This window comes from Niveispirillum sp. (assembly GCF_052437035.1).
In the GTDB taxonomy this organism is placed as follows: domain Bacteria; phylum Pseudomonadota; class Alphaproteobacteria; order Azospirillales; family Azospirillaceae; genus Niveispirillum.
On the sequence record NZ_JBQVOH010000002.1, the window covers coordinates 472,821 to 498,798 of the forward strand.

At 63.3% G+C, this 25,978-nt stretch carries 26 protein-coding genes; 13 read left to right on the forward strand and 13 right to left on the reverse strand.

What is annotated here, in order from left to right:
* Window positions 1-35: 35 nt before the first annotated feature.
* Complete coding sequence (gene uvrC, locus ACT6Q8_RS07305; RefSeq protein ID WP_444734746.1) at window positions 36-1,973, reverse strand: excinuclease ABC subunit UvrC; 1,938 nt, start codon at window positions 1,971-1,973, stop codon at window positions 36-38.
* A gap of 845 nt (window positions 1,974-2,818) precedes the next feature.
* On the opposite strand from uvrC, the gene ACT6Q8_RS07310 reads away from it, so the two are divergent.
* Complete coding sequence (locus tag ACT6Q8_RS07310; RefSeq protein WP_082371945.1) at window positions 2,819-3,292, forward strand: phasin family protein; 474 nt, start codon at window positions 2,819-2,821, stop codon at window positions 3,290-3,292.
* A gap of 22 nt (window positions 3,293-3,314) precedes the next feature.
* Here the strand turns inward: ACT6Q8_RS07310 and ACT6Q8_RS07315 are convergent, their stop codons facing one another.
* The 3 genes from ACT6Q8_RS07315 to ACT6Q8_RS07325 all read right to left on the reverse strand — a co-directional run bounded on the left by ACT6Q8_RS07315 (window position 3,315) and on the right by ACT6Q8_RS07325 (window position 7,218).
* Entirely contained in the window at window positions 3,315-4,541 is a 1,227-nt protein-coding gene (locus ACT6Q8_RS07315) for a GGDEF domain-containing protein (RefSeq protein ID WP_054166052.1), read from the reverse strand.
* 81 nt (window positions 4,542-4,622) lie between these two features.
* Window positions 4,623-5,834, reverse strand: a complete 1,212-nt coding sequence (locus ACT6Q8_RS07320; RefSeq protein ID WP_444734747.1) for a GGDEF domain-containing protein — start codon at window positions 5,832-5,834, stop codon at window positions 4,623-4,625.
* A gap of 154 nt (window positions 5,835-5,988) precedes the next feature.
* Window positions 5,989-7,218: a transcriptional regulator gene (locus ACT6Q8_RS07325; protein ID WP_054166050.1), complete on the reverse strand. Its 1,230-nt coding sequence runs from the start codon at window positions 7,216-7,218 to the stop codon at window positions 5,989-5,991.
* Window positions 7,219-7,578: 360 nt separating this feature from the next.
* Between ACT6Q8_RS07325 and ACT6Q8_RS07330 the strand changes: the two genes are divergently transcribed.
* Complete coding sequence (locus ACT6Q8_RS07330) at window positions 7,579-8,214, forward strand: hypothetical protein (RefSeq protein WP_444734748.1); 636 nt, start codon at window positions 7,579-7,581, stop codon at window positions 8,212-8,214.
* Between the two features lie 21 nt (window positions 8,215-8,235).
* On the opposite strand, the gene ACT6Q8_RS07335 is transcribed toward ACT6Q8_RS07330, so the two are convergent.
* Window positions 8,236-9,273, reverse strand: a complete 1,038-nt coding sequence (locus ACT6Q8_RS07335; protein ID WP_444734749.1) for an MBL fold metallo-hydrolase — start codon at window positions 9,271-9,273, stop codon at window positions 8,236-8,238.
* 176 nt (window positions 9,274-9,449) lie between these two features.
* Between ACT6Q8_RS07335 and ACT6Q8_RS07340 the strand changes: the two genes are divergently transcribed.
* Together ACT6Q8_RS07340 and ACT6Q8_RS07345 are read left to right on the forward strand one after the other, a co-directional pair.
* Window positions 9,450-9,635, forward strand: coding sequence for a hypothetical protein (locus ACT6Q8_RS07340; protein WP_054166047.1), 186 nt, complete (start codon window positions 9,450-9,452; stop codon window positions 9,633-9,635).
* Window positions 9,636-9,868: 233 nt separating this feature from the next.
* Window positions 9,869-10,939, forward strand: coding sequence for an OmpA family protein (locus ACT6Q8_RS07345; RefSeq protein ID WP_054166046.1), 1,071 nt, complete (start codon window positions 9,869-9,871; stop codon window positions 10,937-10,939).
* A gap of 147 nt (window positions 10,940-11,086) precedes the next feature.
* Here the strand turns inward: ACT6Q8_RS07345 and ACT6Q8_RS07350 are convergent, their stop codons facing one another.
* On the reverse strand, window positions 11,087-11,755 hold the full coding sequence (locus ACT6Q8_RS07350; protein ID WP_444734750.1) for a LuxR C-terminal-related transcriptional regulator: 669 nt from the start codon (window positions 11,753-11,755) through the stop codon (window positions 11,087-11,089).
* 329 nt (window positions 11,756-12,084) lie between these two features.
* Here ACT6Q8_RS07350 and ACT6Q8_RS07355 point away from each other — a divergent pair, with 329 nt between their 5' ends.
* Window positions 12,085-12,843, forward strand: coding sequence for a response regulator transcription factor (locus tag ACT6Q8_RS07355; protein ID WP_054166044.1), 759 nt, complete (start codon window positions 12,085-12,087; stop codon window positions 12,841-12,843).
* Between the two features lie 75 nt (window positions 12,844-12,918).
* Here the strand turns inward: ACT6Q8_RS07355 and ACT6Q8_RS07360 are convergent, their stop codons facing one another.
* A complete protein-coding gene (locus ACT6Q8_RS07360) occupies window positions 12,919-14,271 on the reverse strand; it encodes a TldD/PmbA family protein (protein WP_444734751.1) in 1,353 nt (450 codons plus the stop codon).
* A gap of 371 nt (window positions 14,272-14,642) precedes the next feature.
* On the opposite strand from ACT6Q8_RS07360, the gene ACT6Q8_RS07365 reads away from it, so the two are divergent.
* Entirely contained in the window at window positions 14,643-14,804 is a 162-nt protein-coding gene (locus ACT6Q8_RS07365) for a hypothetical protein (protein WP_444734752.1), read from the forward strand.
* A gap of 86 nt (window positions 14,805-14,890) precedes the next feature.
* A complete protein-coding gene (locus ACT6Q8_RS07370; protein ID WP_054166042.1) occupies window positions 14,891-15,382 on the forward strand; it encodes a YajQ family cyclic di-GMP-binding protein in 492 nt (163 codons plus the stop codon).
* An 18-nt stretch (window positions 15,383-15,400) separates the two neighbouring features.
* Here the strand turns inward: ACT6Q8_RS07370 and ACT6Q8_RS07375 are convergent, their stop codons facing one another.
* The gene (locus ACT6Q8_RS07375) at window positions 15,401-16,171 is read right to left on the reverse strand and encodes a TerB family tellurite resistance protein (RefSeq protein ID WP_444734753.1); all 771 of its coding nucleotides are present in this window, start codon (window positions 16,169-16,171) and stop codon (window positions 15,401-15,403) included.
* Between the two features lie 250 nt (window positions 16,172-16,421).
* Between ACT6Q8_RS07375 and ACT6Q8_RS07380 the strand changes: the two genes are divergently transcribed.
* From ACT6Q8_RS07380 to ACT6Q8_RS07390, 3 genes are all read left to right on the forward strand, one after another.
* A complete protein-coding gene (locus tag ACT6Q8_RS07380; protein WP_054166040.1) occupies window positions 16,422-16,961 on the forward strand; it encodes a GNAT family N-acetyltransferase in 540 nt (179 codons plus the stop codon).
* Window positions 16,962-17,093: 132 nt separating this feature from the next.
* Window positions 17,094-17,516, forward strand: a complete 423-nt coding sequence (locus ACT6Q8_RS07385; protein WP_444734754.1) for a DUF2141 domain-containing protein — start codon at window positions 17,094-17,096, stop codon at window positions 17,514-17,516.
* Between the two features lie 87 nt (window positions 17,517-17,603).
* The gene (locus ACT6Q8_RS07390) at window positions 17,604-18,293 is read left to right on the forward strand and encodes an aspartate/glutamate racemase family protein (RefSeq protein WP_444734755.1); all 690 of its coding nucleotides are present in this window, start codon (window positions 17,604-17,606) and stop codon (window positions 18,291-18,293) included.
* Here ACT6Q8_RS07390 and ACT6Q8_RS07395 read toward each other — a convergent pair.
* From ACT6Q8_RS07395 to fsa, 4 genes are read right to left on the reverse strand one after another with little or no spacing between them, the layout of a single operon-like run.
* A complete protein-coding gene (locus ACT6Q8_RS07395; RefSeq protein WP_054166037.1) occupies window positions 18,290-18,532 on the reverse strand; it encodes a hypothetical protein in 243 nt (80 codons plus the stop codon). The genes ACT6Q8_RS07390 and ACT6Q8_RS07395 overlap by 4 nt on opposite strands.
* Window positions 18,533-18,588: 56 nt before the next feature.
* Entirely contained in the window at window positions 18,589-19,530 is a 942-nt protein-coding gene (locus ACT6Q8_RS07400; RefSeq protein ID WP_054166036.1) for a tyrosine recombinase XerC, read from the reverse strand.
* Complete coding sequence (locus ACT6Q8_RS07405) at window positions 19,524-20,255, reverse strand: DUF484 family protein (protein ID WP_444734756.1); 732 nt, start codon at window positions 20,253-20,255, stop codon at window positions 19,524-19,526. The genes ACT6Q8_RS07400 and ACT6Q8_RS07405 overlap by 7 nt, the downstream gene beginning before the upstream one ends.
* A gap of 58 nt (window positions 20,256-20,313) precedes the next feature.
* The gene (gene fsa / locus ACT6Q8_RS07410; protein WP_054166035.1) at window positions 20,314-20,994 is read right to left on the reverse strand and encodes a fructose-6-phosphate aldolase; all 681 of its coding nucleotides are present in this window, start codon (window positions 20,992-20,994) and stop codon (window positions 20,314-20,316) included.
* Between the two features lie 225 nt (window positions 20,995-21,219).
* Here fsa and ACT6Q8_RS07415 point away from each other — a divergent pair, with 225 nt between their 5' ends.
* A complete protein-coding gene (locus ACT6Q8_RS07415; RefSeq protein ID WP_444734757.1) occupies window positions 21,220-21,672 on the forward strand; it encodes a DUF2948 family protein in 453 nt (150 codons plus the stop codon).
* Between the two features lie 38 nt (window positions 21,673-21,710).
* Here ACT6Q8_RS07415 and ACT6Q8_RS07420 read toward each other — a convergent pair whose 3' ends face one another.
* Window positions 21,711-24,182, reverse strand: a complete 2,472-nt coding sequence (locus tag ACT6Q8_RS07420; protein ID WP_444739362.1) for a flagellin N-terminal helical domain-containing protein — start codon at window positions 24,180-24,182, stop codon at window positions 21,711-21,713.
* A 357-nt stretch (window positions 24,183-24,539) separates the two neighbouring features.
* On the opposite strand from ACT6Q8_RS07420, the gene ACT6Q8_RS07425 reads away from it, so the two are divergent.
* Together ACT6Q8_RS07425 and ACT6Q8_RS07430 are read left to right on the forward strand one after the other, a co-directional pair.
* Window positions 24,540-24,683 carry a hypothetical protein gene (locus ACT6Q8_RS07425; RefSeq protein ID WP_156344397.1) on the forward strand — a complete coding sequence of 48 codons (144 nt, stop codon included), beginning with the start codon at window positions 24,540-24,542 and terminating at the stop codon, window positions 24,681-24,683.
* A gap of 32 nt (window positions 24,684-24,715) precedes the next feature.
* Window positions 24,716-25,978, forward strand: coding sequence for an efflux RND transporter periplasmic adaptor subunit (locus tag ACT6Q8_RS07430; RefSeq protein ID WP_082371941.1), 1,263 nt, complete (start codon window positions 24,716-24,718; stop codon window positions 25,976-25,978).

A 25,978-nucleotide genomic window follows, 5' to 3' on the forward strand; every position in this document is an offset into this window, starting at 1 on the left:
GGGCCGGCGCCTGGGGAGGGCCGGTGGCGCGCATCCTATCCTTCCCCATGGAAGTGATCATAGATGATTCTGGCGACAGCCTCGCTGATGCCCTCCACGGCCTGGAGATCGGCCAGCCCCGCACGCGACACGGCGCGGGCGGAACCGAAATGCAGCAGCAAAGCTTTCTTGCGGCGGGGCCCGATTCCCTGAATCTCGTCCAGGGGCGAGGCGCTGATGGCCTTTTCCCGCTTTGCCCGGTGCGTGCCGATGGCGAAGCGGTGCGCCTCGTCACGCAGGCGCTGCAGGTAATAGAGGACGGGGCTTTTATGCTCCATGCCGAAGGGCGGGCGGCCCGGCATGAAGAAACGTTCCCGCCCCGCATCGCGGTCCGGCCCCTTGGCGATGGCGACCAGGGGCACATCTTCGATGCCCAGTTCGGCCATCACCTCCATCACCACACCCAGCTGCCCCTCGCCACCATCGATCAGCACCAGATCAGGCCAGGTTTCTCCCGCCCGTTCCGGGTCTTCCTTCAGTGCGCGTTCGAATCGGCGGGTGAAGACCTCGCGCATCATGGCGAAATCGTCGCCGGCGGCCTCGGGTGCCTTGATGTTGAACTTACGATAGGCGTTCTTGATGAACCCGTCCGGCCCCGCCACGATCATGCCGCCGATGGCATGGGCACCCTGGATGTGGCTGTTGTCATAGACCTCGATGCGCTTGGGCGGATCGGAAAGGCCAAATGCCTCCGCCACACCTGCCAGCAGCTTGGCCTGACTGCCCGTTTCGGCCAGACGCCGGCCATGGGCATCGCGGGCATTGGTGATGGCGTGATCGAGCAGCCGTTTCTTGTCGCCCCGCTTGGGCGCGTGCAGTTCCACCTTCGACCCGGCGCGGACGGTCAGCGCCTCCTGCAACAGCGCTTCTTCGGCCAGATCATGGCTGATCAGGATCAGGGGCGGGGCGGCCTTGTTGTCATAGAACTGGGCAATGAAGGAAGCCAGGACCTCCTCCACCTCCAGCACCTTGTCATGGCTGGGGAAATAGGCGCGGTTGCCGTAATTGCGCCCACCCCGGAAGAAGAAGACCTGGATGCAGGTGCTGCCGCCTTCCTGATAGGCGGCAATGATATCGGCATCATCCACGCCTTCGACGTTGATATCCTGATGCGCCTGGATGGCGGTCAGGGCGCGGATACGGTCGCGCAGCTTGGCGGCGCGCTCGAAATCCAGGGCCTCCGCCGCTGCCTGCATGTCGGTGGCCAATGCCGTCTGGATGTCGCGGCTGCGTCCCTCCAGGAACTGTTTGGCCTCCTTGACCTGATCGGCATATTCAAACGCCGTCACCTTCTCCACACAGGGCGCGGTACAGCGCTTGATCTGGAATTGCAGGCAGGGGCGGGTGCGGCTGTTGAAGATCGTGTCGGCGCAGGTCCGCAGCTGAAACGCCCGCTGCAACGCCGTCAGCACGCGGTTGACGGCCCCGGCGGAAGCGAAGGGGCCGTAATAGGACCCGGCCTCGGTCCGGGTTCCCCGGTGCTTGGTCAACTGCGGATAATCCTGCCCGCCGGTGATCAGGATATGCGGGAACGTCTTGTCGTCGCGCAGCAGCACATTATAGCGCGGCATCAGCTTCTTGATCAGATTCGATTCCAGCAGCAGCGCCTCCACCTCCGTATGGGTGGTGACGAACTCCATCTGCGTGGTCTCGGCGATCATGCGCTGCAGCCGGATCGGCAGCTTCACCGGCATCGTATAGTTGGTGACGCGCTTTTTCAGGCTGCGGGCCTTGCCGACATAAAGCGCATCCCCCTCATCATTCAGCATCCGGTACACGCCCGGCCGGTCGGGCAGGGTGCGCAGATAGCCCTTGATGATCTCGACCCCCCGGTTCAGATCCGCCACGGCGCGTTTGCGCTTGCCCGGCGCAGGCGCGGGGGCATCGGCGGGGGGCAGGGGGGCGGGCGGATTGGCGGCAGCTTCGTCGATCATGGTCCAGCATGTGGCGCATCCGGCCCCGCCGGTCAATCACCCGCTGAACCGCGGCGCCTGCATCCCTCTGCCCCTGCCGGAGGTCATAGAGCATATCCGGAAGCGGTACCGGTAACCGGGCTGGGCCACCCATCCGGCCAGCCGATGATGGGTGGGGACAGCTGGAGATGATTTCCACGAAACCTGTGGATAAGTCTATGGACAAGTACTGGGGAGGATGGTGTGAAGCCAGGGGTTCTGCGGGTTCCATCGTATTGCCTAAAAAATAGGCATAAAAAATCATTGCATTGATTTTATTGGGTTTTTTGGAAGTCAAGCAGACACCGAACTGTCATGAAGGCTATTCCGGGGCTTGACAGCACCAAGAATCGGTTTGTAGCGCGGCCTGTTGTCTGCCTGTGCAAAAAACCTAGGACCATGAACGCAGCCGGCAGGACGCAATTCGTCCCGGCCTGGGAACCGCTCCCCCGACTATGGCGTTAAGACTTCGTTTACGGTTGACGCCTGTCCCTATCCGGCCCCTACGTAAGACCGGTGCCCTGTCCTGCGGATCGCGTTCTTTGCGACCTGCCTTATCGTCCTGTTGCTGGGAATGTGCACCCAAATCTGGCGCCGAAGCCATTTGCCATCACCGGTCGGGGATGGCAGCCATGTTCACGCGTAAACCTATCGGACCGAAACAGTCAGACGCTTGATTTGCCAGTCATTTTGTGCGCTGCAACAAAGAAGTTGACGAAAAAAGCGGCAAAGGGCATTATTACGGCTGGATATGTTGCGACGCAACAGGATGCTCCTGGCTGCGCGCCGATCCGGCGACACTGACGACAGACACATTGGGGAAAGCCATGGCCACCAAGAATCCGTTTCTGGACTTCGATCCGGCGAAGTTCTTCGACATGAACCGTCTGACCGACTTCCAGAAGGCCTTCACCGAATTCAAGCTGCCCAGCCCCGATTTCGAGGGTGTGGTTGCTGCCCAGCGCCGCAATGTGGAAGCCATCGTCGCCGCCAATCAGCTGGCCGTCGAAGGCTATCAGGCTGTCGCCCGCCGTCAGGCCGAGATCATCCGCCAGTCCCTGGAAGAGACCTCGACCATCATCAGCGAGCTGATGACCCCCGGTACCCCGGAAGACAAGGTGGCCAAGCAGGCCGCCCTGGTGAAGGCTTCGTTCGAGAAGGCCTCCGCCAATCTGAAGGAACTGTCCGAGCTGGTGGCTAAGTCCAACAGCGAAGCTGCTGAAGTGCTGTCCAAGCGCGTCAAGGAAAGCATCGAAGAGCTGCAGGGCGTTCTGGCCAAGGTTACGCCCAAGAAGGGCTGATCCCAGTCAAACGTCACTGACGTCAGTTGAAGGCCGCCCCCCGTGGGCGGCCTTTTTCGTCCATGGGGAAGGGAATGACGCGGCTGTTGCCGGTGGGTGGGTGACGGCCCTCCTGTCGCTGCCGCTTATCGGCATACATGGCCTGATCGGCATGGCGCAGCAGGCTGTCAATGTCCCGCCCATCCCGTGGGGCCAAGGCGGCCCCCAGGCTGATACGCACCGGCTCGACATCATCGCCCAGCACGATGGGGCCCTCGACCATTTGGCGCAGGCGCAGGCAGGCCGTGTCCAGCCCCTCGCCATTGTCCAGATTGCTGAACAGCACCACGAACTCGTCCCCGCCGATGCGCGCGGCCTCATCGCTGCTGCGCAGCCCCTCGCGCAGACGGTCTGCGACGGCGCACAGCATGGCATCGCCGCCGCCATGGCCATAGCGGTCATTGATCGACTTGAACTGATCCAGATCGAAGAAGGCCAGCCCGAAGCCGTGTCCGCCCCGCGCCAGCCGGGCAAGAGCGCGGCCCAGCACCGCCTCCAGATGCCGGCGGTTGGCCAGCTCGGTCAGCGGGTCGATCTGGCTGACGGCCTGCACCTGCTGGCGCACCCGCATATTGACGGACAGCATCAAGCCAAAGACCCAGCCAAGGCCGCACAGGGCGACAATGATGAAGATCATGCTGTTGACGGCGAGATAGGGGAACTTCCCCCCCTCTTCCAAGGTCAGCGCCACGATCCAGCGCCAACCGGCCGCCGCCGCCATCAGCAGCATGAAGGCGGCCGCCATTCCATGGACCAGCCGTTCATGCGGGGCGGTACGCCACATCATGACCAAGGCCGTGCCCGTCAGGCACAGGACACAGATCGCATCGTGCCAGAGGTAACGGCGCGTCACGACCTCCCGGTTCAGAAGAGAGATGGCGACAACGGTCAGCACCGCCGCCAGCACCAGCAGCCGGCGGGTACCCGCCCGCCCGAACCCCCGGAACCGTAAGGCACCTTCCAGCATCAAGATCATGGAGGCCAGGTTGAGCGAGTTGTTAAGCACCGTATAGAACGGACCTGTCAGCACCTGCTGGATGACCATCACGGACAGCAGCCAGGCGCCGACATGCAGCGTCTGCGACAGGCTCCAGACATCCAGACCATCCACGCCCGGATTGATCCGCCAGACCAGAACCAGGGCAAGCGCATTGATGACGGCAAGCGCCGCCACCACCGTTGACATGGTGAAGAAATCAAGCCCAGGCATCGCCCCGCCCGCCTGTATACAATTGCCCCGTGTTAACCATATTGTGCATAGGGTCCGCCGCCAAGCGGCTTTCCCTATCCGTCAGGATGGGGTGGGGTCCTGCAATTCCGTTGTCAGTTCCGTTGTCAGCATGGGGGACAGCAATTCTGGGGCCTGCCGGGCGCGCTTATGCTCGTACATCATGTTGTCGGCCCGGCGCAGCAGGTCCTCCGCGACCTCCCCATGCAACGGCGCCAGCGCGGTTCCCATGCTGACCCTGATATCCACGCTGCCCAGGTCGAGCAGCAGCGGCCCCTCTACAGCCTTGTGCAGACGGCGCGCCACGGTTTCCAGTGCTGCCGGCTGCTCCAGCCCCGGCAGCAGCACCACAAACTCGTCCCCGCCGATGCGGGCCGCCACGTCCTGCGTCCGCATGTCCTGCCGCAACCGCTCGGCCACGGCCATCAGGACGGCATCGCCGACCGCATGACCCCAGCGGTCATTGATCGGCTTGAACCGGTCGAGGTCGAAATAGACCAGACCCAGCAGACCACCGGTCCGTGACCGCTGTGCCAGGGCGCGGACCAGTTCCTGTTCCAGGGCGCGGCGATTATCCAGGCCCGTCAGCGGGTCGATCAGCCCTGTCAGGATCACCTGCCGTTTCGCCTCGGCATTGATCGACAGGATCAGGCCATAGAGTGTGCCCAGGCAGCACATGGCCACGCCACCGAACAGCGCGAAATTGAACGACCGGCTGCTCATCTCTGTCCAGCCCTGGGTGATGGCCCCTGCCAGCCCCCAGCGGGCCAGATAGATCGCGGCCTCCGCCAGCAGATAAAAGGCGGCCATGCTGTGGGCCAACCGTTGATGCGGCGCCATGCGCCACAACATGCCCGCCGCCGTGCCCGACAGCAGCAATGCGGCAACCGCGTCATGGAACAGATAGCGGGCGGTGTCATTGCTGCGGTTCACATATGACAGCGCAATGATGATAGCCATGACCAGCAGCATCCAGGGCAGGCGCGTGCGTCCCTGGCCGATACCCCGGAACCGGAGCGTCCCCTCCAGCAGCAGAAGCATGCCGCCCAAATTCACACTGTTATTATAGGCCGTGAAGAAAGGATCGTTCAGGACCCCTATATTCACAAACAGGCTGGGCAGCCAGGCCAGCATGAAGGCCGATTGCGATGCCACCCAGAAGCGAAGGCCGGGCATCCCGGAATGGATGCGCCAGACGATTATAATGGCGATGCTGTTGATCAGGGCGACAGCCCCGATCAGCGTGGACAAAGTGAAGAATTGCTGTGTCGTCATGCCCACCGCCAGCATCTTCGGCCGGTCATCCGGTCGATATCAGTATAGGCATGCAACCAGCGCTGTCATGGACAAATCAGCATCGATGCAAACAAAAGGCCCCGCCAAAATGACGGGGCCTTTGCTTTCTGATCACTAACCGAAACTACCCGGATCAGCCGCGCGACTGTTGCGGCGGGGGCAGGTTGGTGCGATAGGAGGGGAAGGGGATCGGACGCAACTCTTCCTTGCGGCTGGCCGAAATCTCGATCTCCATACGGGCAATGACCTTGCGCAGCTCATGCAACGCATCGGTCAGGCCCTGCACACCGCCGCCGGTTTGGCCCTTCCAGGCCTTATAGGCTTCGGCGCAGGCCTTGGCCGCCGCATCCATGCGCTCATCAGCGGGCGTGGTCGGCGTTTCCGCCGCTTCCAGCCGGGCCGGATTGCGCTGCTGCTGGCGATAGGGATAGACGACGTCCATCGGCCCTTCGCTGGGGGCCACGTCGACAGGCGCGCGTTCCACCCGGCCCTCGCCGCCCTGCGGGCGGTCGAAGTCACGCGGCGGACGGGCTTCCAGACGGTCGCGGCCCAGACGCTCACCACCAAACCGCTCACGCTGGGGGCCGGGCTGGCCACCCTGCGGGAAGCGGGGCACATGGCCTTGGCGGCGGTCGCCATTCTGGTTGCGGTCCTGACCACGGTCGCCGCGATCCTGCAAACGGTCACCACGATCCTGGCGCGGCTCGCCCCGGAATTCACCCCGGTCCGGGCGGCCCTCACGGCCTTCCTGCGGGAAACGCTCACCGCGTTCGGGACGATCGGTACGTTCACCCCGCTCGGGGCGGCCTTCACGACCATCACGCGGCGGACGGTTGTCGCGATTCTCGAACCGACGGGGTGCGGCTTCGCCTGCACGTCCGCTATCGTGATGGAACGGCGATTCACGATTCGGCTCAACCGTTGCCTCGGCAGCAACCGATGCCTCAGCGGGGGCGGCGACCGGTGTCGGCGGCGCCTCAACCACGGGGGCGGGCGCCACGGCCTGTGTCACCTCTTCGGCGACGACCGGTGCGGCGGCCCGGGGAGCGCGGCGTGCACGGGGGGCCGGTTCCGCCGCGACAGGAGCAGCGATCTCCGCTACCGGCGCGGCGGCGATTGCCACCGGTTGTGCGGGAGCCGGTGCTGCTTCGACCGTTCCCTCATCGCCGTCACCGGTCAGGCCAGCGGCCTCCGCCTTGCGGACGATGTAGGAAATGGCGCTGGGCGTGCAGTCGAATTCACGCGCGATGGCGGACAGGGTTGCCCCTGCCTTGTAGCGCTCAAGAATTCGTGGCCAAGCGGATTGCGGAATTCTGCCCCGACGCTTCGGGGAGTCCGCATCACCTTCATTTTCGGCGTTCAAGATATCACTCGGTTGCCAGAGAGGCTCTTGCGTCATGCAGCGGGTTCACAGTCTGGGACAGCCCCGCAGCATGTTAAAGGCTTTTGCAGGGGCCAAGGGGGGCCACGGCGTGCCAATCGCAAGGGGACTGCCAGGATTTGTGAACCCAGATATGGGGGAATTGTCAGAGAATTGAAAGAGAAACTGCGACCCTGCTGCAAAAAATCGCGGCATGGGGCCCATGTCGTCATGGCCGCCGGCCGGGACCGGATCGGATCGGCAATGAAATCACAGGCCGCAGGGCCGGGCGCCACTTGCGGGCTTCTACGGCTTGGGGCACAGTCGCGGCCATTCCACCCGTTGCAATCGGATCCAATCCGCATGTCCTTCTTTCGTCAGGCCGCCCGCGCCATCGGCGCTTCCGCCCTTGCTTCCCTGATTGCAGCTTCGCCCGTGCTGGCCGCAGCGCCTGCGTCGAAGGGGCCTTGCTACACGGTGCCGGAATTTGCCGCCGAACAGGGCATCCGTCTGCATACCGAATTGATGGTCATCGGTCTGACCTGCCAGCATCTGGATGCGCCGGGGCAGGTCAGCCTGTTCAACCAGTACAAGCAGTTCACCTTGAAGCACCAGACCCGCATCCAGGAATGGGAAAAGACCTTGGTCGGCTATTTCAAGCGGACGACCAAGGGCAATGCGACCCGCGGTTTTGACAGTTTCCGCACGCGTCTGGCCAATGAAACCTCGCAGCGGGCGATTGCCCTGACCACTCCGGTCTTCTGTGGTACCCATGCCCCCCTGGTAGCCCAAGCCATGGCTGCCAGCTTGGCCGAGATTGAAAGCGGCCTGTCGCCAGACGCGGCGGGCGTGCGCATGGCCAATGCCCCGCGCTGTGACAAGCCGGCCCCCACCGTGCTGATGGCTGATGCCGCGGCTGCGGCCAATGCCGCCCCGCCGCGCGCCCCGTCCGCCGGCGTCTCCGGTGCCAAGCCGAAGGTCAAGTCGAAGGCGGAGTAAAGGTCAAGGCCGAGGTCGGGTTCAGCTGCGGCTGAACAGCCAGACCCCGTCCTCCCGACGCTGCCGAACCAGACGGCCCTGGCGTTCCAGATGGTTGAGATGGGCCAGGGCTTCGCCGGCGGCAAAGCTCATCTGATGGGTGTCGAGTGCGCGGTTGAACATCATCCGCGTGATCTCTGCGATGGTGCGCGGCCCCTCACCACAGAAGCCGACCGCTTCATTCAATCGTTCCGCATGATGGTGGGTCAGTTCATCGATGCGTCCCTGCAGGCCGCTGAACGGGCTGCCATGGGATGGCAGGACCAGCGTGTCGGCGCGCAGGGTCCGCAGCCGGGCCAGCCCGCCCAGAAATTCCGCCAGCGGATCGGCAAATGGTTCGGCGGGCCAGACGCTGACATTCGGGCTGATGCGCGGCAGCACCATGTCACCCGCGATCAGCACCCCGTCATCGGCGCTGTAGAGGCAGGCATGTTCGGGTGAATGCCCGCCCGACGTGATAATTGTCCATTCGCGGTCGCCAATGCGCAGGGTGACGCCATCCGCCAGCCGGTCAAAGGTGGCGGGCACCATGGGAACGCCGCGCGCATAGGCATTGCCGCGCACCGTCAGGGCCGCCAGCATCTCGTCATCCAGCCCCATGGCACCATAGAAGCGGCGGCCCGCCTCCGCGATCTCATCCGAACTGTCCAGGCTCAGCATGCGGGCCAGCAGCCATTCCGTCCGGGTCATGCGCAGCGGCGCATCGAACCGCCGGCACAGCCAGTCGGCAAGGCCGATATGGTCAGGATGGAAATGGGTGACGATCACCTGCCGTACCGGCCATCCTTGCAGGAACTCGCCCGCCACCTGTTCCCAGATGCCGCGCGTCAGGCTGCTGGCCACGCCCGTGTCGATCAGGGTCCAGGCCGGGCTGCCATCGGGCATCCGGTCTTCCAGAAGCCAGACATTGATGTGGTTCAATTGAAACGGCAGCGGCAGACGCAGCCCGTGGAGTCCGGGTGCCACCTGGGTGATTTGCAGGGCCGGCGGCTGCGGCGTGGTCGGGGCCGGGTTGGTCACGGGGTGGCGGACCTTTCTTCAAAAGAATGATGTCTCGTCATGCTGCAATCAAAAGACATAGGACATGTCGCCGATCTTTGCCATGCCGCACCGCATTGTCACCCCGCGCGTGGTGGAAACCGTCATCTTTACCGATGTATTGGCGTGGCGGGATATCAAGGCCGGAGTCTGTACCGATGCATACGCAAACGGGCACAATTGTTGAGATTGAAGAGGAACCGCTTGGACTTCTGGTGCTTATGGAGGAGGAGTTCGTGTTTCATGCCGTCCATCCAGCCGTGCAGCGGCTGCATGGCAAGCGCTTTGCCGACGGCATATCCGCAAGGCGGGAGGCCGTAAAAGCCTTTCGCAGCGCGGCGTAGAACAAACGCAAATTCTGGCTCACCATTGTTTAGCCTTATGGGCTAGTATGTTTGTCCAGCAAGTTGCCACCTTGAGTCGGGCGCACAATTTCTGTAAGTCTGGTGTGACCGGGCTGCGCTGGCTTTTGCTTGGCCGCCCCGTGAGAGAACAGGTCGCCACCGGGACCCTCGCCTTATCAACCGGGTCCCGTTCGTCAAGGTGATCGCCCAAGGGCCCATAAGGAGAATGAAAGATGAAACTGCACCATTTGCTGATGGGAACTGCACTGGCTCTCGTCCTGCCCGTGGCTGCCACGGCGCAGACCCTGCCGGAAGGGCCGTATATCGGGTCTCAGATCGGCGTGAGCTGGCTGCAGGATCTTGATCTGAAGACCGCCACCGCCACCAACAAGGTGAACAACAAGGAGACCATCGCCGCCGTGTTCGAAACCGGCTATCAGTTTGGCGATGGCCTGCGCCTTGGCGTTGAAGGCGGTTATTCCATTCACCAGGTCGACACCATCAAGGGCGGCCCCGTGGGCAACCCGATCGGTGACACCACCACCTTCACCCTGATGGGTGTGGTGCAGAAGGAATTCGACGTCGGCTCGCCGTTCCGTCCCTATGTCAGCGCCGGTCTGGGCTGGGGCTGGGTGGACACGGACAATGTCGGTCCGGTGTTCTCCAACGGCTACTATTCCAACGCCGCGCAGGACAACTTCGCCTATCAGCTGGGCGTGGGCGTTGCCTATGCGTTGACCCCGGATCTGGATCTGACCTTTGGCTATCGCTACCAGGGTATCGATGACCTGAAGTTCAAGAGCGAGAACCCGCGCTACAAGAGCAACTACAACTCCCACTCCGTGCTGATCGGCGTGCGCACCGTGTTCGGTTCCGCCCCGGCCCAGCCGGTGCAGGCCACGACCGTGGTTGCTCCCCCGCCGCCGCCGCCGGCCCCCGCGCCGGCCCCGGCTCCGGTTGCCGCTCCGACCATCACCCGCAACTTCACGGTCTTCTTCGACTGGGATCGTTCGGTGCTGTCGGCTGATGCGCAGCAGGTTCTGCAGAACGTCGCCCGCGACGCCAAGGCTGGCAAGATCGTGCAGATCAACGTGGCCGGCCATGCCGACACGTCTGGTCCGACCGACTATAACCAGAAGCTGTCGCAGCGCCGCGCCGAGGCCGTGCGGGAGTATCTGGTGAGCCAGGGTCTGCCGGCCAATCAGGTTTCCGTGGAAGCCAAGGGTGAGGCGGATCTGCTGGTCCCGACCGCCGATGGCGTGCGTGAGCCGTCGAACCGCCGCGCCGTGATCGTGTTCCCCTGATCATCTGATCGGGTGACACCTGCCGGCCCTTCGGGGCTGGCAGACGGTACGAGAAAGGGCCGCTGTCTGCAGCGGCCCTTTTTTATTTGGACTATATTTATTTGGATTATATTGCTTTTTACGAGAATTCGTTTTTGTTTTCGCGTTTCAGGCCATGGGGGCGATGCCATGTTCCATGGCCCAGATGGCGGCCTGGGTGCGGTTGCCGGCGTTGATCTTCCGCATGGCATTCTTGAAATGCATCTTCACGGTGCTTTCGGTGATCGACAGGCGCCGGGCGATGGCCTTGTTGGAATGGCCGCTGATGACACAGGCCAAAATCTGGGTTTCGCGGGGCGACAAGTCGGCACTGCTGGCCGTATCGGCGCCCGGTTCGGCCTGCGTGGGGGACTGCGCTTGGGTCTGCCCCATGCCCTGGGTGGCGGCGGCGGGATAGACGGCCTGTCCCATGAGGATCAGGCGTACGGCCCGCAGCACGGCATTGAACGACGCCCCCTTTGAGACATGGCCGTGTGCGCCGGCAGACAGGCTGCGGTTCAGCGCCGGCTGTGCCAGATCGGCGGACAGGACCAGCAGCCGCGTATCCGGCGCCAGGGCACGCAGCCGCGTCAGAGGGTCGCCATCATCAACGCGGTCCAGGCCGGAAGGGTCGGTAATGATCAAGGCAGGCCTGGCCCCGCTGGTCAGGGCCTGTTCGGCGGCAGATAGCGAGGGCAGGGGGGACTCCACCGCCATCCCTTCTTCTTCCAGCAAGGCGGCCAATGCCGCGCTGAACAGCTGATCATGGTCAACCAGCATCACCGACCCAGATGTCATGCCCCGTACCCCCTGTGATCCAGCCAATTCCCATCGCCGCTGAACCAGGCGCATGTCGCATCCGACGGGAATTTTTCCCATGATTCCAAGCCTTTTGGGCCTGTCGCTGAAAGTTTAGTTAAAATACAATCGATAGATCGAGATGCGAAGTAACCACCAAGGATTAAAGCTTCGAATTTCGATCTAATTTCATAACAACTCAGTTCCTAAGAATAATATAAACAGATTCTCATGGAATTGAACAGAAGGAGGTTGCGAGAAGACTTAATCCGTATGAATATGTACGAGAGGTTAACACCGGGCTGGATGCCCCTTTGCTGGAGGTCGGGATGACCATCGCCGTGCGCCGGGGCGGCAGCCCGTTTCGTGTTGTGACCACGGACTCCTACGCACGCCCCACCGGGGTTGATGGCGTTTCCGGTGTGCGCCGCCGCTGTTTCCTGATCATCGATCCGCAGGCCCTGGTCCGTCATGGTCTGGCGCTGACGCTGGCCTCCCTGCATGATGGGGCGCAGACGTGGCAGGCCGGTACCCCGGCAGAAGCGCTGGGTCTGCTGTCGCAGGCTTCCAACGTTCCCGATGTGGTTTTGATGGATGCCGATGGGCTGGGGCCGGAACGGATGACCGCCATCGCCGATTTCCTGGCCAAGGTGCAGGGTGTCCCTTCCATCATCATGTCCTCTGCCTTCACCCCGGCGGAAACCCGCACGCTGCTGACGGCGGGTGCCGTCGCCTGCCTGCTGAAAAGCGATCCCAGCGCTGTTCTGGCCGAAGCGGTGTCCCTGGCCCTGACGCGCGAAGGCTATGTCCAGATGCCCTATGGCATGCTGACCACTGCCGTTGCCGTGCCCGCGGCGGAGGATCGCGCCGATTTCGCTTCTGTTTCCCGCCTGACCAATCGGCAGCGCGATATTTTCCGCCTGCTGCTGTCCGGCTGTTCCAACAAGGAAATCGCCCGTCAACTGGGCGTTCTGGAAGGCACCGTGAAGGTGCATGTCCGCGCCATGATGCAGAAGCTGGGCGCCCGTAACCGCACCCAGATCGCCATCCTGGCGGCCCGCACCGGCTTTCGCGCCGAATGCGCGTGATACGGATGTAACAAAATAAAAAGGCGCGGCGGGATAAACCCGACGCGCCTTTTTATTGGCACATGTTGCCCTGTCTCACATGCCGGCGACCGTCATCCCGTCGATACGGATGGTCGGCGCGTCGATGCCATAGCGCAGGCGCAGGTCGCTGGCTGGCACGATACGGCGGAACATGTCCTTCAGATTGCCGGCAATGGTGATCTCGCTGACCGGATAGGCGATCTGGCCATTCTCGATCCAGAAACCGGCGGCCCCGCGCGAATAATCGCCGGTGACCCCGTTCACGCCCTGGCCCATCAGTTCTGTGACATACAGCCCATCCTTGATATCGGCCATCAGTTCGGTGGGCGACAGGGGGCCGGGGGCCAGATAGACATTGGTCGGGCTGGGCGATGGCGGGCCACTGGTGCCGCGCGTGGCATGGCCCGTGGGCGTCAGGCCCAGCTGGCGTGATGAACGCAGGTCCAGGATCCAAGTGGTCAGCACCCCATCCTCGATCAGGTTGCGGCGATAGTTGGGCAGACCTTCCGCATCGAACGGCTTTGAACGCAGGCCGCGCCGCACATGCGGGTCTTCCACCACCTGGATGCCGGGGGCAAACACCGCCTGGCCCAGCCTGTCCTTCAGGAAGCTGGTGCCGCGCGTAATGGCGGCGCCGGAAATGGCCCCGCAAAGATTGCCCAGGAACCCGCCCGACAGGCGCGGATCGAAGATCACGGGCACCGTCTGGCTTTTCACCTTCCGGGGGTTCAGCTTGGCCACAGCCTTGCGGCCGGCACGCGCGCCAATCTCCGCCGGGCTTTCCAGGTCGCTGCCATAGACCGTGGAGTGATAGGCATAGTCGCGTTCCATGCCGGTGCCTTCACCGGCCAGGACGGAGACTGACAGCGACCGGCGCGACACGCCATAACCGCCGGCAAAGCCATTGCTGGCCACCAGAGTGACGGCGCTGCGGCTCCAACTGGCATCCGCACCGTCGGAATTGGTGACGCCGGCCACCGCGCGGGCCGCATCCTCCGTGGCCTTCGCGGCTTCGATCAGGGCATCGGCGCTGGGTTCGTCCGGATCGTTCAGGTCCAGGTCGATCCAGGATTGTGTGATCTGGCCCGGTTCGGCGATCCCGCAGAACGGGTCCTCTGGCACCGCGCGGGCCATGGCCACGGCCCGCTCCGCCAGTTCGGCGATCATGCGCGGGCCACGGTCGGTGGAGGAGACCACGGCCATCCGCCGGCCCACAAAGACGCGCAGGCCCAGATCGCCCGCTTCCGACCGTTCCAGCCCTTCAGGCTTGCCCAGGCGCGTGGACAGCGACAGTGACGCCCCATCCACCAGCAGCGCATCGGCAGTATCGGCCCCGGCGCGGCGGGCACGCTGGATCAGGTCGTCCAGCAGGTTGGCGGCATCTTGGTCGAAGGACGGCTTGGTCATCACTTGATCCTGTCAACTGCCCGTAACGGGCCTGTTCTCATGCCAGCGGCTTGAAATGCCGACAAGTCGGTATTTCAAGCTTCGGCGGCATGGGCCGCCGCCGCGCCCGTCGGCGCGGATGTCGCCGGTCAAGAGTTTTGACCGGCGACATCAGACATCTAGCACCCGCATCCTGGCCCGCAAAGGCCCAAAGCGGTCCCGCGACAGCCCGCACCTGTGCCCTTCGTGCAACAGAGGACAGGCGTTACCGATGCGAAACCTGTCCGTGACAATATTAAACATTTGCATGTTAAAGAGTCGCTTATATAGTCAGTTCATCGGGTATCGGGGCGATGCCCAGGATCAACATCCAGCCTTTTAGGGAGGCCGTAATGCGTGAAGCGACGAATTTTAAGCAGCGTGCCGCCATGGTCCTGCAAGCCCTGGTCCTGGCCGGTCTGTTCGTGGTGGCGGCCATGTCCGCCGGGGAACAGGCCCATGCCGGCGATGGGGCGACCATGGCCGATAATCAGGTGAGCGTTGCGAAGGGCTGACCCGTTTTCGGGGAAGGGTGACGGGCCGGGATGGCTGGTGCTAATGTGCGGCCAGTGTTTCAAACCGTACCCGGAACCTTTTCCCCATGCCCACCTTTGATATCGTCTCCAAGACCGACATCGCCGAAGTGAACAATGCCGTGCAGGGTGTGCTGCGCGAATTGCAGACGCGTTTCGACTTCAAAGGCTCCAAATCCACGATGGAGCTGAAGGAGAAGGAGAACGAAATCCACATCCATACCGAGGACAGCACCAAGCTGGCGCAGCTGACGGAAATGCTGAAAGGCTATTTCGTGCGGCGCAAGCTGGACCCCGGCTGCCTGGATTGGGGCAAGGAAGAAAACGCCGCCGGCGGCACCCTGCGTCAGACCGTGAAGGTCAAGCAGGGCATCGACCAGACCCTGGCCAAGCAGATCAACAAGGCCATCAAGGACAGCAAGATGAAGGTCCAGGCCTCCATCCAGGGCGATGAACTGCGCGTGCAGGGCAAGAAGATCGACGACCTGCAGGCCTGCATCGCCCTGGTCAAGGGGCTGAAGATCGAGCAGCCGCTGCAGTATATTAATTTCCGTGATTGATATGGGTGGCGCGGGGGATCACTTCCCCCGCATCTCCCGTTCCAGTTTTTCATAGGCGGTGTTCAGTGCTGCCGTTTTCTCATGCGCCAGATCGATGAATTCCTGGGGCATGCCCTTGGCGATCAGTGCGTCGGGATGGTTTTCGCGCATCAGCTTGCGATAAGCCGCCTTGATCGTGTCGAAATCCGCGTCCCGGGCCACGCCCAGGATGGCATGGGGATCATCTTCCGGCGCGTTCGCCCCCTCGATGCGGGTGCCATGCTGGCGCCAGACCTGTTCGAACTCGTCGGGCGGAAAGCCGAAAATCTCCGCCACGCGGCGCAGAAAGGCGAGTTCGGCCAGATGCACGATATCGTCGGCGACCGCGATGTGGAACAGGCCGGCCAGCAGCTCCTCCAGCACCTCCGGCCTGTCCTGGAACATCTGCGCCAGCTGTTTGGCGTAGGATTCGAACCCGGCGCTGTCGCGCTTGGCCGCGTCGAACAGGCGGCCGACATTGCGCAGCTCATGGTCGGGCACATGGAAGATGCGTTTGAATGCCTCGATCTCCACCCGGTGAACCACGCCATCGGCCTTGGCCATCTTGGCCGACAGCACGATGACGCCGACGGTGAAGGCGATGGTCTGCGTCTGGTCCGGGCGACCCTCATCATCGCTGCCGCGCGGGGCCTGTTCGGCATCCCTGAACCCGTCTACGGCGTGGCCGGCCAGGGCACCCAGCAGACCGCCCAGCGGCCCCCCCATCGCGAAACCCGCTGCCCCGCCGATGACCTTGCCCCAGATGCTCATGATATCCGCCTGTCGCCGATGTCCATCCGCAGGATAGCGGCGGCGGGAAAGGATGCAACGATGTTGGTGCCACCCGCGCCGGTGCTGCGTTTCCGGCATAGCTGCCCAAATCTTCACAGCCGCGTATTCACCCCCTATATTGCGCTGCACAAGAACAATCCCGCCCCTCATACGGTTGGCGGGGGACAGATCCCGGGGGAGGGGACGCGGAAGGGGCGTATTGTCCGTTTGTCCCGAGGTTTGTTCCGTCATGACCGTGTTCCGCCCCCTGCTGCCCGCCGAGGCCGCCCGTTACACCGCCCATCTGCTGCGCCTGTCCGCATCCGACCGCCGCGCCCGTTTCATGGGCGGGTTGAGTGATGATGCCGTGCGCGCACATGTGGGCCGGATCGACTGGCATAAGGCCATCGTGCTGGCCGCCATTGTGGGTGGGGAAATCCGGGGGGCCGTGGAACTGCGCCATGGCGGCACCCGTACCGAACTGGCCATCTCCATCGAGGCCGACTGGCAGAATCAGGGCCTGGGCGGCATGCTGGTCCGCCGTGCCTTCACCATGGCCCGCAACCGTGGCCTGCGCGGGGTGGAATTCTACTGCCTGGGCGATAATCACCGCATGCTGCGCATCGCGGGCCGCCTCTCGGCCCTGGTCAGCTTCGATGGCGGGGAGGTGCATTGCGACTTCCAACTGGCGCCAGCTGACGCCTTCTCCCTGGCGCTGGAGGCGATGGATCGGGGCGGGTCGGCCCTGACCATGATGCTGGAACCGGCGGGATTGCCGCGCGCCGCCTGACCCGCGCGCATTTCACGCTTCGCGAAACGGATTTCACGAAACGCGCCGCCGGTTGCACGAAGCCGTTATTTACCGGTCCCGGCCGGTTGGGTGATGGGATGTCCATCCATACCAGCCACGGGACCCTCACAGATGCGCCGCGTCGTGCTTTCCGCTTTCGCCCTTTCCCTTCTCGCTGCCTCCACGGTCCCGATGGCGATGGCCGCCGATGTCACGGTCATCGTCACCGACGCCGAACCCAATGGCCGCGGTGTCTTCGTGCAGCTCTGCACCCAGGAGGAATTCCTGAAACGCTGCACCCTGCGCGATAAGGCGGCGGCGAAGGATGATACGGTCCGCATTGTTTTCAAGGATGTGCCGCCGGGTGCCTATGCCGCCACGGCCTTTCAGGACGTGAATGACAATGCCAAGCTGGACCGGGGCATGTTCGGCGCACCCAGCGAACCCTGGGCTGTCAGCCGGGATGCCAAGGGCCGCATGGGTCCCCCCGTCTTTGAGGATGCCAAGGTGGATGTCACCGACAAGCCCCTGACCCTGGAAATGGACCTGGATTGAGCTTGTCGTCAGGACAAGTTCGCCATTGCGGCGGGGGCGTATCCAGGCCAAGCAGAAGGTATCCATCCTTTCTGCAAGGCAGTCCCCATGCGGCGCATCGGCATCATCGGCGGCATGAGCTGGGAATCCACCCAGCTTTACTATCGGCTGATCAATGAACGGGTGCGCGCGGTACAAGGTGGACTGTCCTCGGCCCCGCTGCTGATCCATTCGGTTGATTTCGCACCCGTTGCCGCCATGCAGGCGGCGGGCGACTGGGATGGGCTGACCGCCATGATGGTGGGCGCCGCCCGTGACCTGAAGGCGGCGGGGGCAGAGGCGCTGGCCATTGCCACCAACACCATGCACAAGATGGCGGACGAGGTGGTGGCCACCACCGGCCTGCCCCTGATCCACATTGCCGATGTGACGGCGGCGACCATCCGCGCCGCCGGCCTGTCACGCGTGGCGCTGCTGGCCACCCGCTTCACCATGGAACAGGATTTCTACCGCGCCCGCCTGTCCGCCGGCGGCCTGGATATCCTGACCCCAGACGAGGCCGACCGGGCGGAGGTTCACCGCATCATTTATGAGGAGCTGTGCCGGGGCGAAGTGAAGGACAGTTCCCGCGACAGCTATAAACGCATCATCGCGGGATTGCGGACGGCAGGCGCCCAGGGGGTGATCCTGGGCTGTACCGAGATCACGATGCTGATCGGGCCGCCGGATACCGACCTGCCCCTGTTCGATACGACCACCATCCATGCGGCGGCGATTGCCGATTGGGCGATGGGTTAATCCACCAGATCAATGCGGCGGTTGATGCGGTCAATCTGTTCGCGCAGACGGTCCACCTGCGCCTGAAGATGGGCGACGGTTTCGGCTTCATTTGCCTGATCAGGGCGCACTCGGGCAACGCCTTCTTCAAGCCTGTTCAATCGGTTCAGTACTTCCGACTGCCCGCGCTGGAGGTCCTTCACATTCAGGTCTATGCGGCGCAGATAGGCCAGCACGATATTCTCAGGTTCTTCGGCCACGGTTAAGCCTCCTCACCAACAACTAGAATAGTCGCACAGGCCTGTGTAACCCGCAATCACCCCCGCGCCCGCGGATGCGCGTCGGCATAAACAGCCAGCAATTTCTCCGTATCGACATCGGTATAGCGCTGGGTGGTGGACAGGCTGGCATGGCCCAGCAAATCCTGGATGGCGCGCAGGTCGGCGCCACCGCCCAGCAGATGGGTCGCGAAACTGTGGCGCAGCGCGTGGGGCGTGGCGCTGTCGGGCAGTTGCAGGGCACCGCGCAGGGCCTGCATCTGCTTGCGCGCCACCGATGCGTTCAACCGGTCGCCCCGGCTGCCCACGAAGATGGCGTCCGTTCCCTGCCAGGGGCAGGCCTCCAGATAGGTTGCCACGGCCTCATTCACGGCGGGCAGCACCGGCACCTGCCGTTCCTTTGACCCCTTGCCCAGCACGCGCACCGTGGCCGACCCCGGTGGCAGGTCGTTGCGGTTCAGGGCCAGCGCCTCTGAAATACGCAGGCCGCAGCCATACAGCAGGGTGAACAAGGCCCGGTCGCGCAACCCGATCCAGGGGGCATCGGGCAGGCTGGCTGCCTCATCCAGCAATGCCCCCATATCCTTCTCATGCAACGGACGGGGCAGGGATGATTTCAGCTTCGGGGCCTTCAGCGCTCCGATATGGGGATTATGCACGATGCCGTGACGGTCCAGCCATTTGAACAGATTGCGCACGCCGGAGATGCCGCGCGCCCGTGTGACGGCCTGCGCCCCTTCCATGGCGCGCGCGGACAGCCAGGCACGGAATTCCATCAAGGAGATGTTGCCCAGATCATTCAGGCCCGGCTTGCGTTCCCGATAGTCGGCCATGAAGGCCAGAAACTCGGCAAGGTCGGTATTATAGGCGCGGATGGTAGCCGGGCTGGCGCCCTTTTCCGTGCTCAGCCAGCGCTGCCACCGCTCGATGGCCTCGTGCAGATCGGCCTGCGCCGCAAAGCCCAGGCTGACGCTCACCATGCTGGTGCCGGGTCCAGATAGGCGGCGATGACGCGTTCCACCACACCCGACAGGAACAACAGCAGGTCCGTCGCCTGTCCGGGATGGAAGGTTTCCGGTTCGGCGGAGCCGAAGGCCAGCAGGGCGGGTGTGGCTTCTTCCCCGTCACCCAGGCGCAGGCGGACCAGGGCCTGACTGCGGATCAGGCCGGCCTGATGGCCCCAGACCTCGACCGAACCAAGGATATCGGATTGCAGGGCCACATCGGCGCGGCCCATGACGCGGTTGATGGTGCCATGATGGGCCATGCCCAGGCCGGCGGGGCCGATGCTGGCGATGGGGCCCTCGGGCTGTTCCACCACCAGGGCCGCCCCATCCAGGTCCAGCAGGACGGCCAGATCGCTGGTGATGGCCTGCACCATCGCCTCCAGCCCCCGGCAGGAGAGCAGATGCAGGACGGCGGCATGAACGCGCCGCAGGTTCATCATGTTGGCGCGGGTCGTATCGACCAGCAATTGCTGCTGGTCGGAAAGCCGCCCCACCTCACCCCGCAGCTTTTCCAGGATGCGTTCGCGGATATCGACAATACCCTGGCCCATTTCCGGGGCGGTGGGGGCCAGCAGATGGCGCAGCAGGTCGGGCCGCCGCGCCAGGAAATCAGGATGGTCCATCAGAAAGGCCGCCACATCCTCGGCCGTCAGTTCATCCATCGGGTTGGTGGTGATCTGTCCGGGTCCGGTGGTCATGCGGCCTTTCCTCCATCCTTATTATTATCGTTGTCGAAGCCCGACCTTGCGTGGCGGATCAGCCGCGCTTGGGCAGGGGCTGATCCAGGATGGACTGGCCGGTCTTGGCCCAATCGGACACGAAGGTGGCCAGACCCTTGTCGGTCAGCACATGGTTGCCCAACTGGCGGATGACGCTGGGCGGCATGGTGGCGACATGGGCGCCCATGCGGGCCGATTCCACGACATGGATCGGGTTGCGCACCGACGCGACCAGCACTTCCGTCGTGAAGGCCGAGTAGTTGGAATAGATCTCGACGATTTCCTGGATCAGGTTCAGGCCGTTCTGGCCGATATCATCCAGGCGGCCCACGAAGGGGGAGATGAAGGCGGCACCGGCCTTGGCGGCCAGAATGGCCTGGGCGGCGGAGAAGCACAGGGTCACATTGACCATGGTGCCCTCATTGGCCAGCGTACGGCAGACCTTCAGGCCAGCCGGCGTCAGCGGCACCTTGACGGCCACGTTCGGGGCGATCTGGGCCAGATAACGGCCTTCCTTCAGCATCGTGTCGAAATCGGTGGCGGCCACTTCGGCGCTGACCGGGCCTTCGACGACGTCGCAGATCTCGGCGATCAGTTCCACGAAGTTGCGACCGGCCTTGGCGACCAGCGACGGGTTGGTGGTGACGCCATCCAGCAGGCCGGTATCGGCCAGATCGCGGATTTCGGCGAGGTCGGCGGTATCGACGAAGAACTTCATGGGAGCGGGTCCTGACGGGCGATGAAAGGGGCGTCCGGGCCGCACGCCCGAACATGCGCGGGAAACTACCAATATCCCGCCCCTGTCGCCAGCCTGGGCGGTCCCTCTTGCGCGCATGGGTGGGCGGCGATGGGGATTCTGACAAAAGCCGGGACCATCATCAAGGGCTTGTCCTTGGCAAGTGCCCCGCACCCCCGTATTTTGTCGGCGGATGCTGGTGGAGAGATGATGATGAACGCGGCGGTACGGCTTCGGGCAGTGGATGCGGATGATCTGCGGGTGGTTTCCGCCCTGTTGCAGGACGCGATCATCCCCATCACCGATCTGGCCTTTCTGCCCGATGACGGGATGTTCGTCCTGCTGGCCAGCCGGTATCAATGGGAAGGTCCGGCACCCGATGGCGGCCCCACGCCTGATGAGGGCGGGGAGGGGCCGACGCGCATCCGCTGCGCCGTGCGCTTCACGGGCGTTGAGAAGGTCAAACGTCGCGGGGTGGACCTGACCCGGCGCGGACAGTTTCTGTCGCTGCTGGCCCTGGAACCGTTGGAGGGGGCGCTGCTGCTGCGCCTGTCGGGGGGCGCCGATATCCGGCTGGAGGGCTCTGCCATCGAATGCCGGATCGAGGATCAGGGCGAGCCCTGGCCTGCCTCCCGCCGTCCGGACCACCCGGTCGCCTGATCCGGGCCACCCGGCTTGACCCTGGCGGCGGTGTGATATCAGAACAGGCTGAGGATACGTTGCTGCTGCTGCGTCATCAGGCTGACCATGGTCGTTGCCAGCTGGCGGCGGAGGTCGGCGGTCAGGACCTTGGCGCTTTCGGTGTTATCATCGGCAATGACCAGCTTGCGGGACCCATCCCGCAGGACCTCAGAAAACTCGGCAGTGAAGTCGGCCCGGGTGTTCAGGATGTCCATGTTCACATCCAGGCTGCGCAAGGAAGACATCAGACGGATATTGGCGCGTTCCAGGTCGTCGATGGCCAGGTTCACGTCACTGCGATCACGCCAGCCATTGGCCGCATTGTCGATACCCAGCCCCAGCGGCCCGCTGCCCAAATTGACGGCCTTGATTTCCAAGGCGCTGCTGCCATTGGCGTTCAGGTTGACGGTGAGATCATTCTCGGCGGTGCCAACACTGACCTGTTCTGTCGTCATGGTGGCTTTCTCCCCCAAAGAGACGCTGCGGACCGTCAGCTCTGCGGCGCGGCTGGCCGTACTGCTCATGGCGGCGACGCGCCAGGAATAATTGTTGGCACCGGCGGCGGCATCAAACTGAATTCGGGCGCCGCTGGACAATGTAAAGCCGGTCGGCCCCGCGGCATTGCCCATGGTCAGATTGTCGGTCACGCCAATGCTGCCATCCATGGCGGTATGGGTGATAGAGATGGTCCGCAGGCCCAGGCCTGCGCTGTTGCTGGCGCCGATGGAGACGCTGACATTGCTGTCGGTGCCGATCCCCGACCATCCTTCCAGGCTGGTGAAGCTGCTGGCAGCGGCGGTGGCGGCGTCATCGGCGACGGCATAGCTGTCCAGTCCCAGATGGACATCAATCGTACGGCTGCCGGCACTACCATCCTTATGGAACAGACCGATCGTGGCACCGTTATTGACGCCGCCACTCAAACGGATAACCACGGGCTGACCGTCGCCCTTGTCCTCCACAGAGCCGTTGAAGCTGCCGCCCAGCCCGTCGTCGATGCTGACCGTCCGGCGTCCATTCGAAACCGCGCCGTAGGTCAGGGATAATTGCGCGCTTTGCTGCCAACCCTGGGTGAAGGGGTTGGCGAACTCTCCAGCGTCGAAATCGCCATCGGCAACGGTGGTCAGGCCCCCGCCGCCGGCGCTGCGATTATAAAGAAACACCGCATTCGCTGTCTTTCCGGCCAGGGCGCTGGGCGTGATGATGATTTCGCCTTTGCTGGCGAGCGGATCATTGCCCCCGATCGACGCAAGGCTTTGATTGCCATTAATCTGCGACCAGACCTGGTCGCCGCCGCCGATGCCGGCATACTGGTTCAAAACCACGGCACCAGCGCCAAAGCCCGATCGTGCCACCTCCAGCTTGACGGCGGTGTCCGCCAGATCCTCGGTCGTGGGGCGGCCCGGCATGATCGCGCCGGTCAAGGACCCAAGATCCCCGGTGATCCCACCTGCTGTCTCTGCCGCACCCTGGATGGTCTTCGGATCGACCTCAAGTCGCACGGTGCCGGCCGGAAACCGGAAGCTGTTCTCCCCCTCCTGAAGACGGATCGAGGTGTCCTGTGTTGCGGCGCTGCGCTCCAGCGTCACACCCTGGTTATTGGTGACGCTGATGATCAGGTTGACATCGCGGGCAAGGCTGGTCCTTACGACCCCGCTTGTATCCAGCGCCTCCGCCATCAGCCTGCCGTCAATCTGAAGGTTGATCTGCGCCCCGGAATTGAAGCTGTGGCTGACGGCCAGTTTATTGCCGGAATCCGCCAAAGCCTTCAGTTCAGACTGACTATAACTGGTTGTCCAGCTTTCGTTCCCGTCCAGCACGACCAGCTTTGCATCCCGTCCGGGCTTGCCGTGCAGTTCGAACTTGATGTCGTCAAATCGGCCTTCGGTCGCGCTGTTGAACCCGCTGAGATTCAACTGCGCCAGACCAAGTGTGTCCTGCGCCCGCAACAGGTCCGTCGCATCGGTGGAAATCGCGCCATTGCCGGTGACGGCCACGCGATAGCTGTCGGCGGATGTGACGCTGCTGATCGCGGCCTTATCAATGCCGGTAATGTCGCCAACATTGCGCACGCTCTTGTCGGTTGCGGCAAAGCTGGGGGGACGGGACATCAGCAGGTTTTTGCCGCCATAGGAACTGTCGGACACGAACTTGTCGATCTGCCGCAGGATGCCATCAAACTGCTGGGCCAGTTCCCGGCGCATGGAGATGGCGGATGGGGTGTTATCCAGGGTGGCCAGCGTTACCGTGGTCAGGCCACGCGCCTGATCCAGCAGACCTTTAACGGATGCGACGCCAGCACTGGCCGCCTGCACGGTTGAAATGGCCTGCGCCATTCCGGATTTCAGCCCGTCGAGATCGCCCGCACGTTGCGTGAGCCCGCGCGAGGCAAAAAACTGCTGTGGTCCCTGGATAGCAGTGTTGATTTTCAAACCGCTGGTCAGGCGGGAAAGGGCCGTTTCGCGGTCAGCCGTAAGGGTTCGCAGCATCGATGTGGTGCTGCGCAAAGATGCCGGCAGATTGACCGACATTTGCCCCATCTTCCGTGCCCGCCTTTGGCCGACTTTTTGCCCCTCCGGCCTTCATTGGTGCTGAAAACCGGTGTCAACGGCGTGAGACTTTTTCCCATCAACGTTAACCACATAGTTTTACCTAAAAAGTGGTAATTCGTCCAGTGTCCGCCTTTGGGCCGCGCTCTGTCCGAAATCGGACACTGTTCGTTTCCGAACAATCGCGCTATTCGACCAATGTGTTGAAAATAAACAAACTTCTTATTGGCACGCCCCTTGCCAGTAGAAACCCGGAACGCCGGCGACGGGACCGACGGCAAGGGATGGGGATTGATCATGCGTCAGGCGCAGCAGCAGTTGGAAATGATCACCGAAGGAACGGACCTGATGGACCGGGTGGAGGACGCCGTCCTCAGCGTCCATCCGGACCTGTGGCTCGCCGGCCTGATGCTGGCCGTGCTGATCAACTGGCTGGCCTGACCGGCACCAAACAAGGGTAGGGAGTGGGCATCATGGCGATGGATCGCCGGATCGAGAAGACGGGTCTCCAGAAGCACAAGAAGGCCATTGCCGGGGCGGCCATCGCCCTGCTGGTGGGGGCCGGCGGCCTTTACATGGCGTTCGGCGGCACCGGCGGACAGACGGTGCGCGTGGCGGAGGATCGGCTGATCGTATCCACCGTCAATCAGGGCCAGTTCGAGGATTTCATCCCCGTGCGTGGGTCGGTTGAACCGCTGACCAGCATCTTCCTCGACAGTGTCGAGGGGGGCCGTGTGGAACGCCGCTTCGCCGAGGCTGGGCAGTTCGTGAAGGCGGGCCAGCCCTTGCTGGAGCTGACCAATACCGACCTGCAGCTGGAGGTGATCAGCCGTGAAGCGCAGGTGATCGAGCAGTTGAACCAGCTGCGCACGGTGGAACTGAACCTGGAGGTCTCCCGTCTCAGCAACCGCCAGGCCCTGGTGGAGGTGGAATACAAGCTGGTGCAGCTGAAGCGCACGCTGGACCGCCGTGCCGAACTGATCAAGACCAAGGCCATCAGTCAGGCGCAGTATGACGAGGCCCAGGACGAATACACCTATCTCCAGCGTCGCCGCGACGTCCTGAAGGAGACGCAGACCGTCACCGACCGTCTGCGTGACGAACAGTTCGGCAAGCTGAAGGAGAGCACCGGCAAATTGCAGGAGAACCTGGAATTTGCCCGTCGCAACCTGGACAACCTGATCGTCAAAGCCCCGGTCGATGGTCAGCTGACCTCGCTGGAGGCCGAAGTGGGCCAGAACAAGACGCGCGGTGAGCGTCTGGGCCGCATCGACCGGATGGACGGGTTCAAGGTGGTGGCGCAGGTGGATGAATTCTACCTGCCGCGTCTGGCAACCGGCCAGACGGCGGAAGCGGCTATCGGGGCCGGCACCTTCATGCTGCGCGTTGCCAAGATCTTCCCGCAGGTCCGTGACGGTCAGTTCCGGGTCGAACTGGAATTCGCGGGCGAAGCGCCCAAGGACATCCGCCCCGGCCAGAGCCTGCAATTGCGGTTGAAGCTGGGCGATACGACCACGGCGCTGCTGATCCCCAACGGCGCCTTCTATCAGGATACGGGCGGGGCGTGGCTGTTCGTCGTCGGTTCCGACGGCAAATATGCCACCAAGCGCTCGGTCCAGCTGGGTCGCCGCAATGCCCAGGTGATCGAGGTGAAAAGCGGCCTGGACAAGGGTGAACGGGTGGTCACGTCGGCCTATGGCGACATGATCCGCATGGATCGTATCCAGTTGAATTGA

What these genes read in the sequence shown, in the direction of transcription:
- ACT6Q8_RS07330 (WP_444734748.1), top strand. Translation starts at nt 7,579, where the DNA reads ATGTCCTTCTTTCGTCAGGCCGCCCGCGCCATCGGCGCTTCCGCCCTT.
- ACT6Q8_RS07425 (WP_156344397.1), top strand. Translation starts at nt 24,540, where the DNA reads ATGCGTCAGGCGCAGCAGCAGTTGGAAATGATCACCGAAGGAACGGAC.
- ACT6Q8_RS07415 (WP_444734757.1), top strand. Translation starts at nt 21,220, where the DNA reads ATGATGATGAACGCGGCGGTACGGCTTCGGGCAGTGGATGCGGATGAT.
- ACT6Q8_RS07420 (WP_444739362.1), bottom strand. Translation starts at nt 24,182, where the DNA reads ATGCTGCGAACCCTTACGGCTGACCGCGAAACGGCCCTTTCCCGCCTG.
- ACT6Q8_RS07315 (WP_054166052.1), bottom strand. Translation starts at nt 4,541, where the DNA reads ATGCCTGGGCTTGATTTCTTCACCATGTCAACGGTGGTGGCGGCGCTT.
- ACT6Q8_RS07390 (WP_444734755.1), top strand. Translation starts at nt 17,604, where the DNA reads ATGCGGCGCATCGGCATCATCGGCGGCATGAGCTGGGAATCCACCCAG.
- ACT6Q8_RS07360 (WP_444734751.1), bottom strand. Translation starts at nt 14,271, where the DNA reads ATGACCAAGCCGTCCTTCGACCAAGATGCCGCCAACCTGCTGGACGAC.
- ACT6Q8_RS07340 (WP_054166047.1), top strand. Translation starts at nt 9,450, where the DNA reads ATGCATACGCAAACGGGCACAATTGTTGAGATTGAAGAGGAACCGCTT.
- ACT6Q8_RS07375 (WP_444734753.1), bottom strand. Translation starts at nt 16,171, where the DNA reads ATGAGCATCTGGGGCAAGGTCATCGGCGGGGCAGCGGGTTTCGCGATG.
- ACT6Q8_RS07370 (WP_054166042.1), top strand. Translation starts at nt 14,891, where the DNA reads ATGCCCACCTTTGATATCGTCTCCAAGACCGACATCGCCGAAGTGAAC.
- ACT6Q8_RS07365 (WP_444734752.1), top strand. Translation starts at nt 14,643, where the DNA reads ATGCGTGAAGCGACGAATTTTAAGCAGCGTGCCGCCATGGTCCTGCAA.
- ACT6Q8_RS07430 (WP_082371941.1), top strand. Translation starts at nt 24,716, where the DNA reads ATGGCGATGGATCGCCGGATCGAGAAGACGGGTCTCCAGAAGCACAAG.
- ACT6Q8_RS07345 (WP_054166046.1), top strand. Translation starts at nt 9,869, where the DNA reads ATGAAACTGCACCATTTGCTGATGGGAACTGCACTGGCTCTCGTCCTG.
- ACT6Q8_RS07355 (WP_054166044.1), top strand. Translation starts at nt 12,085, where the DNA reads ATGACCATCGCCGTGCGCCGGGGCGGCAGCCCGTTTCGTGTTGTGACC.
- ACT6Q8_RS07320 (WP_444734747.1), bottom strand. Translation starts at nt 5,834, where the DNA reads ATGACGACACAGCAATTCTTCACTTTGTCCACGCTGATCGGGGCTGTC.
- ACT6Q8_RS07380 (WP_054166040.1), top strand. Translation starts at nt 16,422, where the DNA reads ATGACCGTGTTCCGCCCCCTGCTGCCCGCCGAGGCCGCCCGTTACACC.
- ACT6Q8_RS07400 (WP_054166036.1), bottom strand. Translation starts at nt 19,530, where the DNA reads ATGGTGAGCGTCAGCCTGGGCTTTGCGGCGCAGGCCGATCTGCACGAG.
- ACT6Q8_RS07385 (WP_444734754.1), top strand. Translation starts at nt 17,094, where the DNA reads ATGCGCCGCGTCGTGCTTTCCGCTTTCGCCCTTTCCCTTCTCGCTGCC.
- ACT6Q8_RS07310 (WP_082371945.1), top strand. Translation starts at nt 2,819, where the DNA reads ATGGCCACCAAGAATCCGTTTCTGGACTTCGATCCGGCGAAGTTCTTC.
- ACT6Q8_RS07350 (WP_444734750.1), bottom strand. Translation starts at nt 11,755, where the DNA reads ATGACATCTGGGTCGGTGATGCTGGTTGACCATGATCAGCTGTTCAGC.
- uvrC (WP_444734746.1), bottom strand. Translation starts at nt 1,973, where the DNA reads ATGATCGACGAAGCTGCCGCCAATCCGCCCGCCCCCCTGCCCCCCGCC.
- fsa (WP_054166035.1), bottom strand. Translation starts at nt 20,994, where the DNA reads ATGAAGTTCTTCGTCGATACCGCCGACCTCGCCGAAATCCGCGATCTG.
- ACT6Q8_RS07405 (WP_444734756.1), bottom strand. Translation starts at nt 20,255, where the DNA reads ATGACCACCGGACCCGGACAGATCACCACCAACCCGATGGATGAACTG.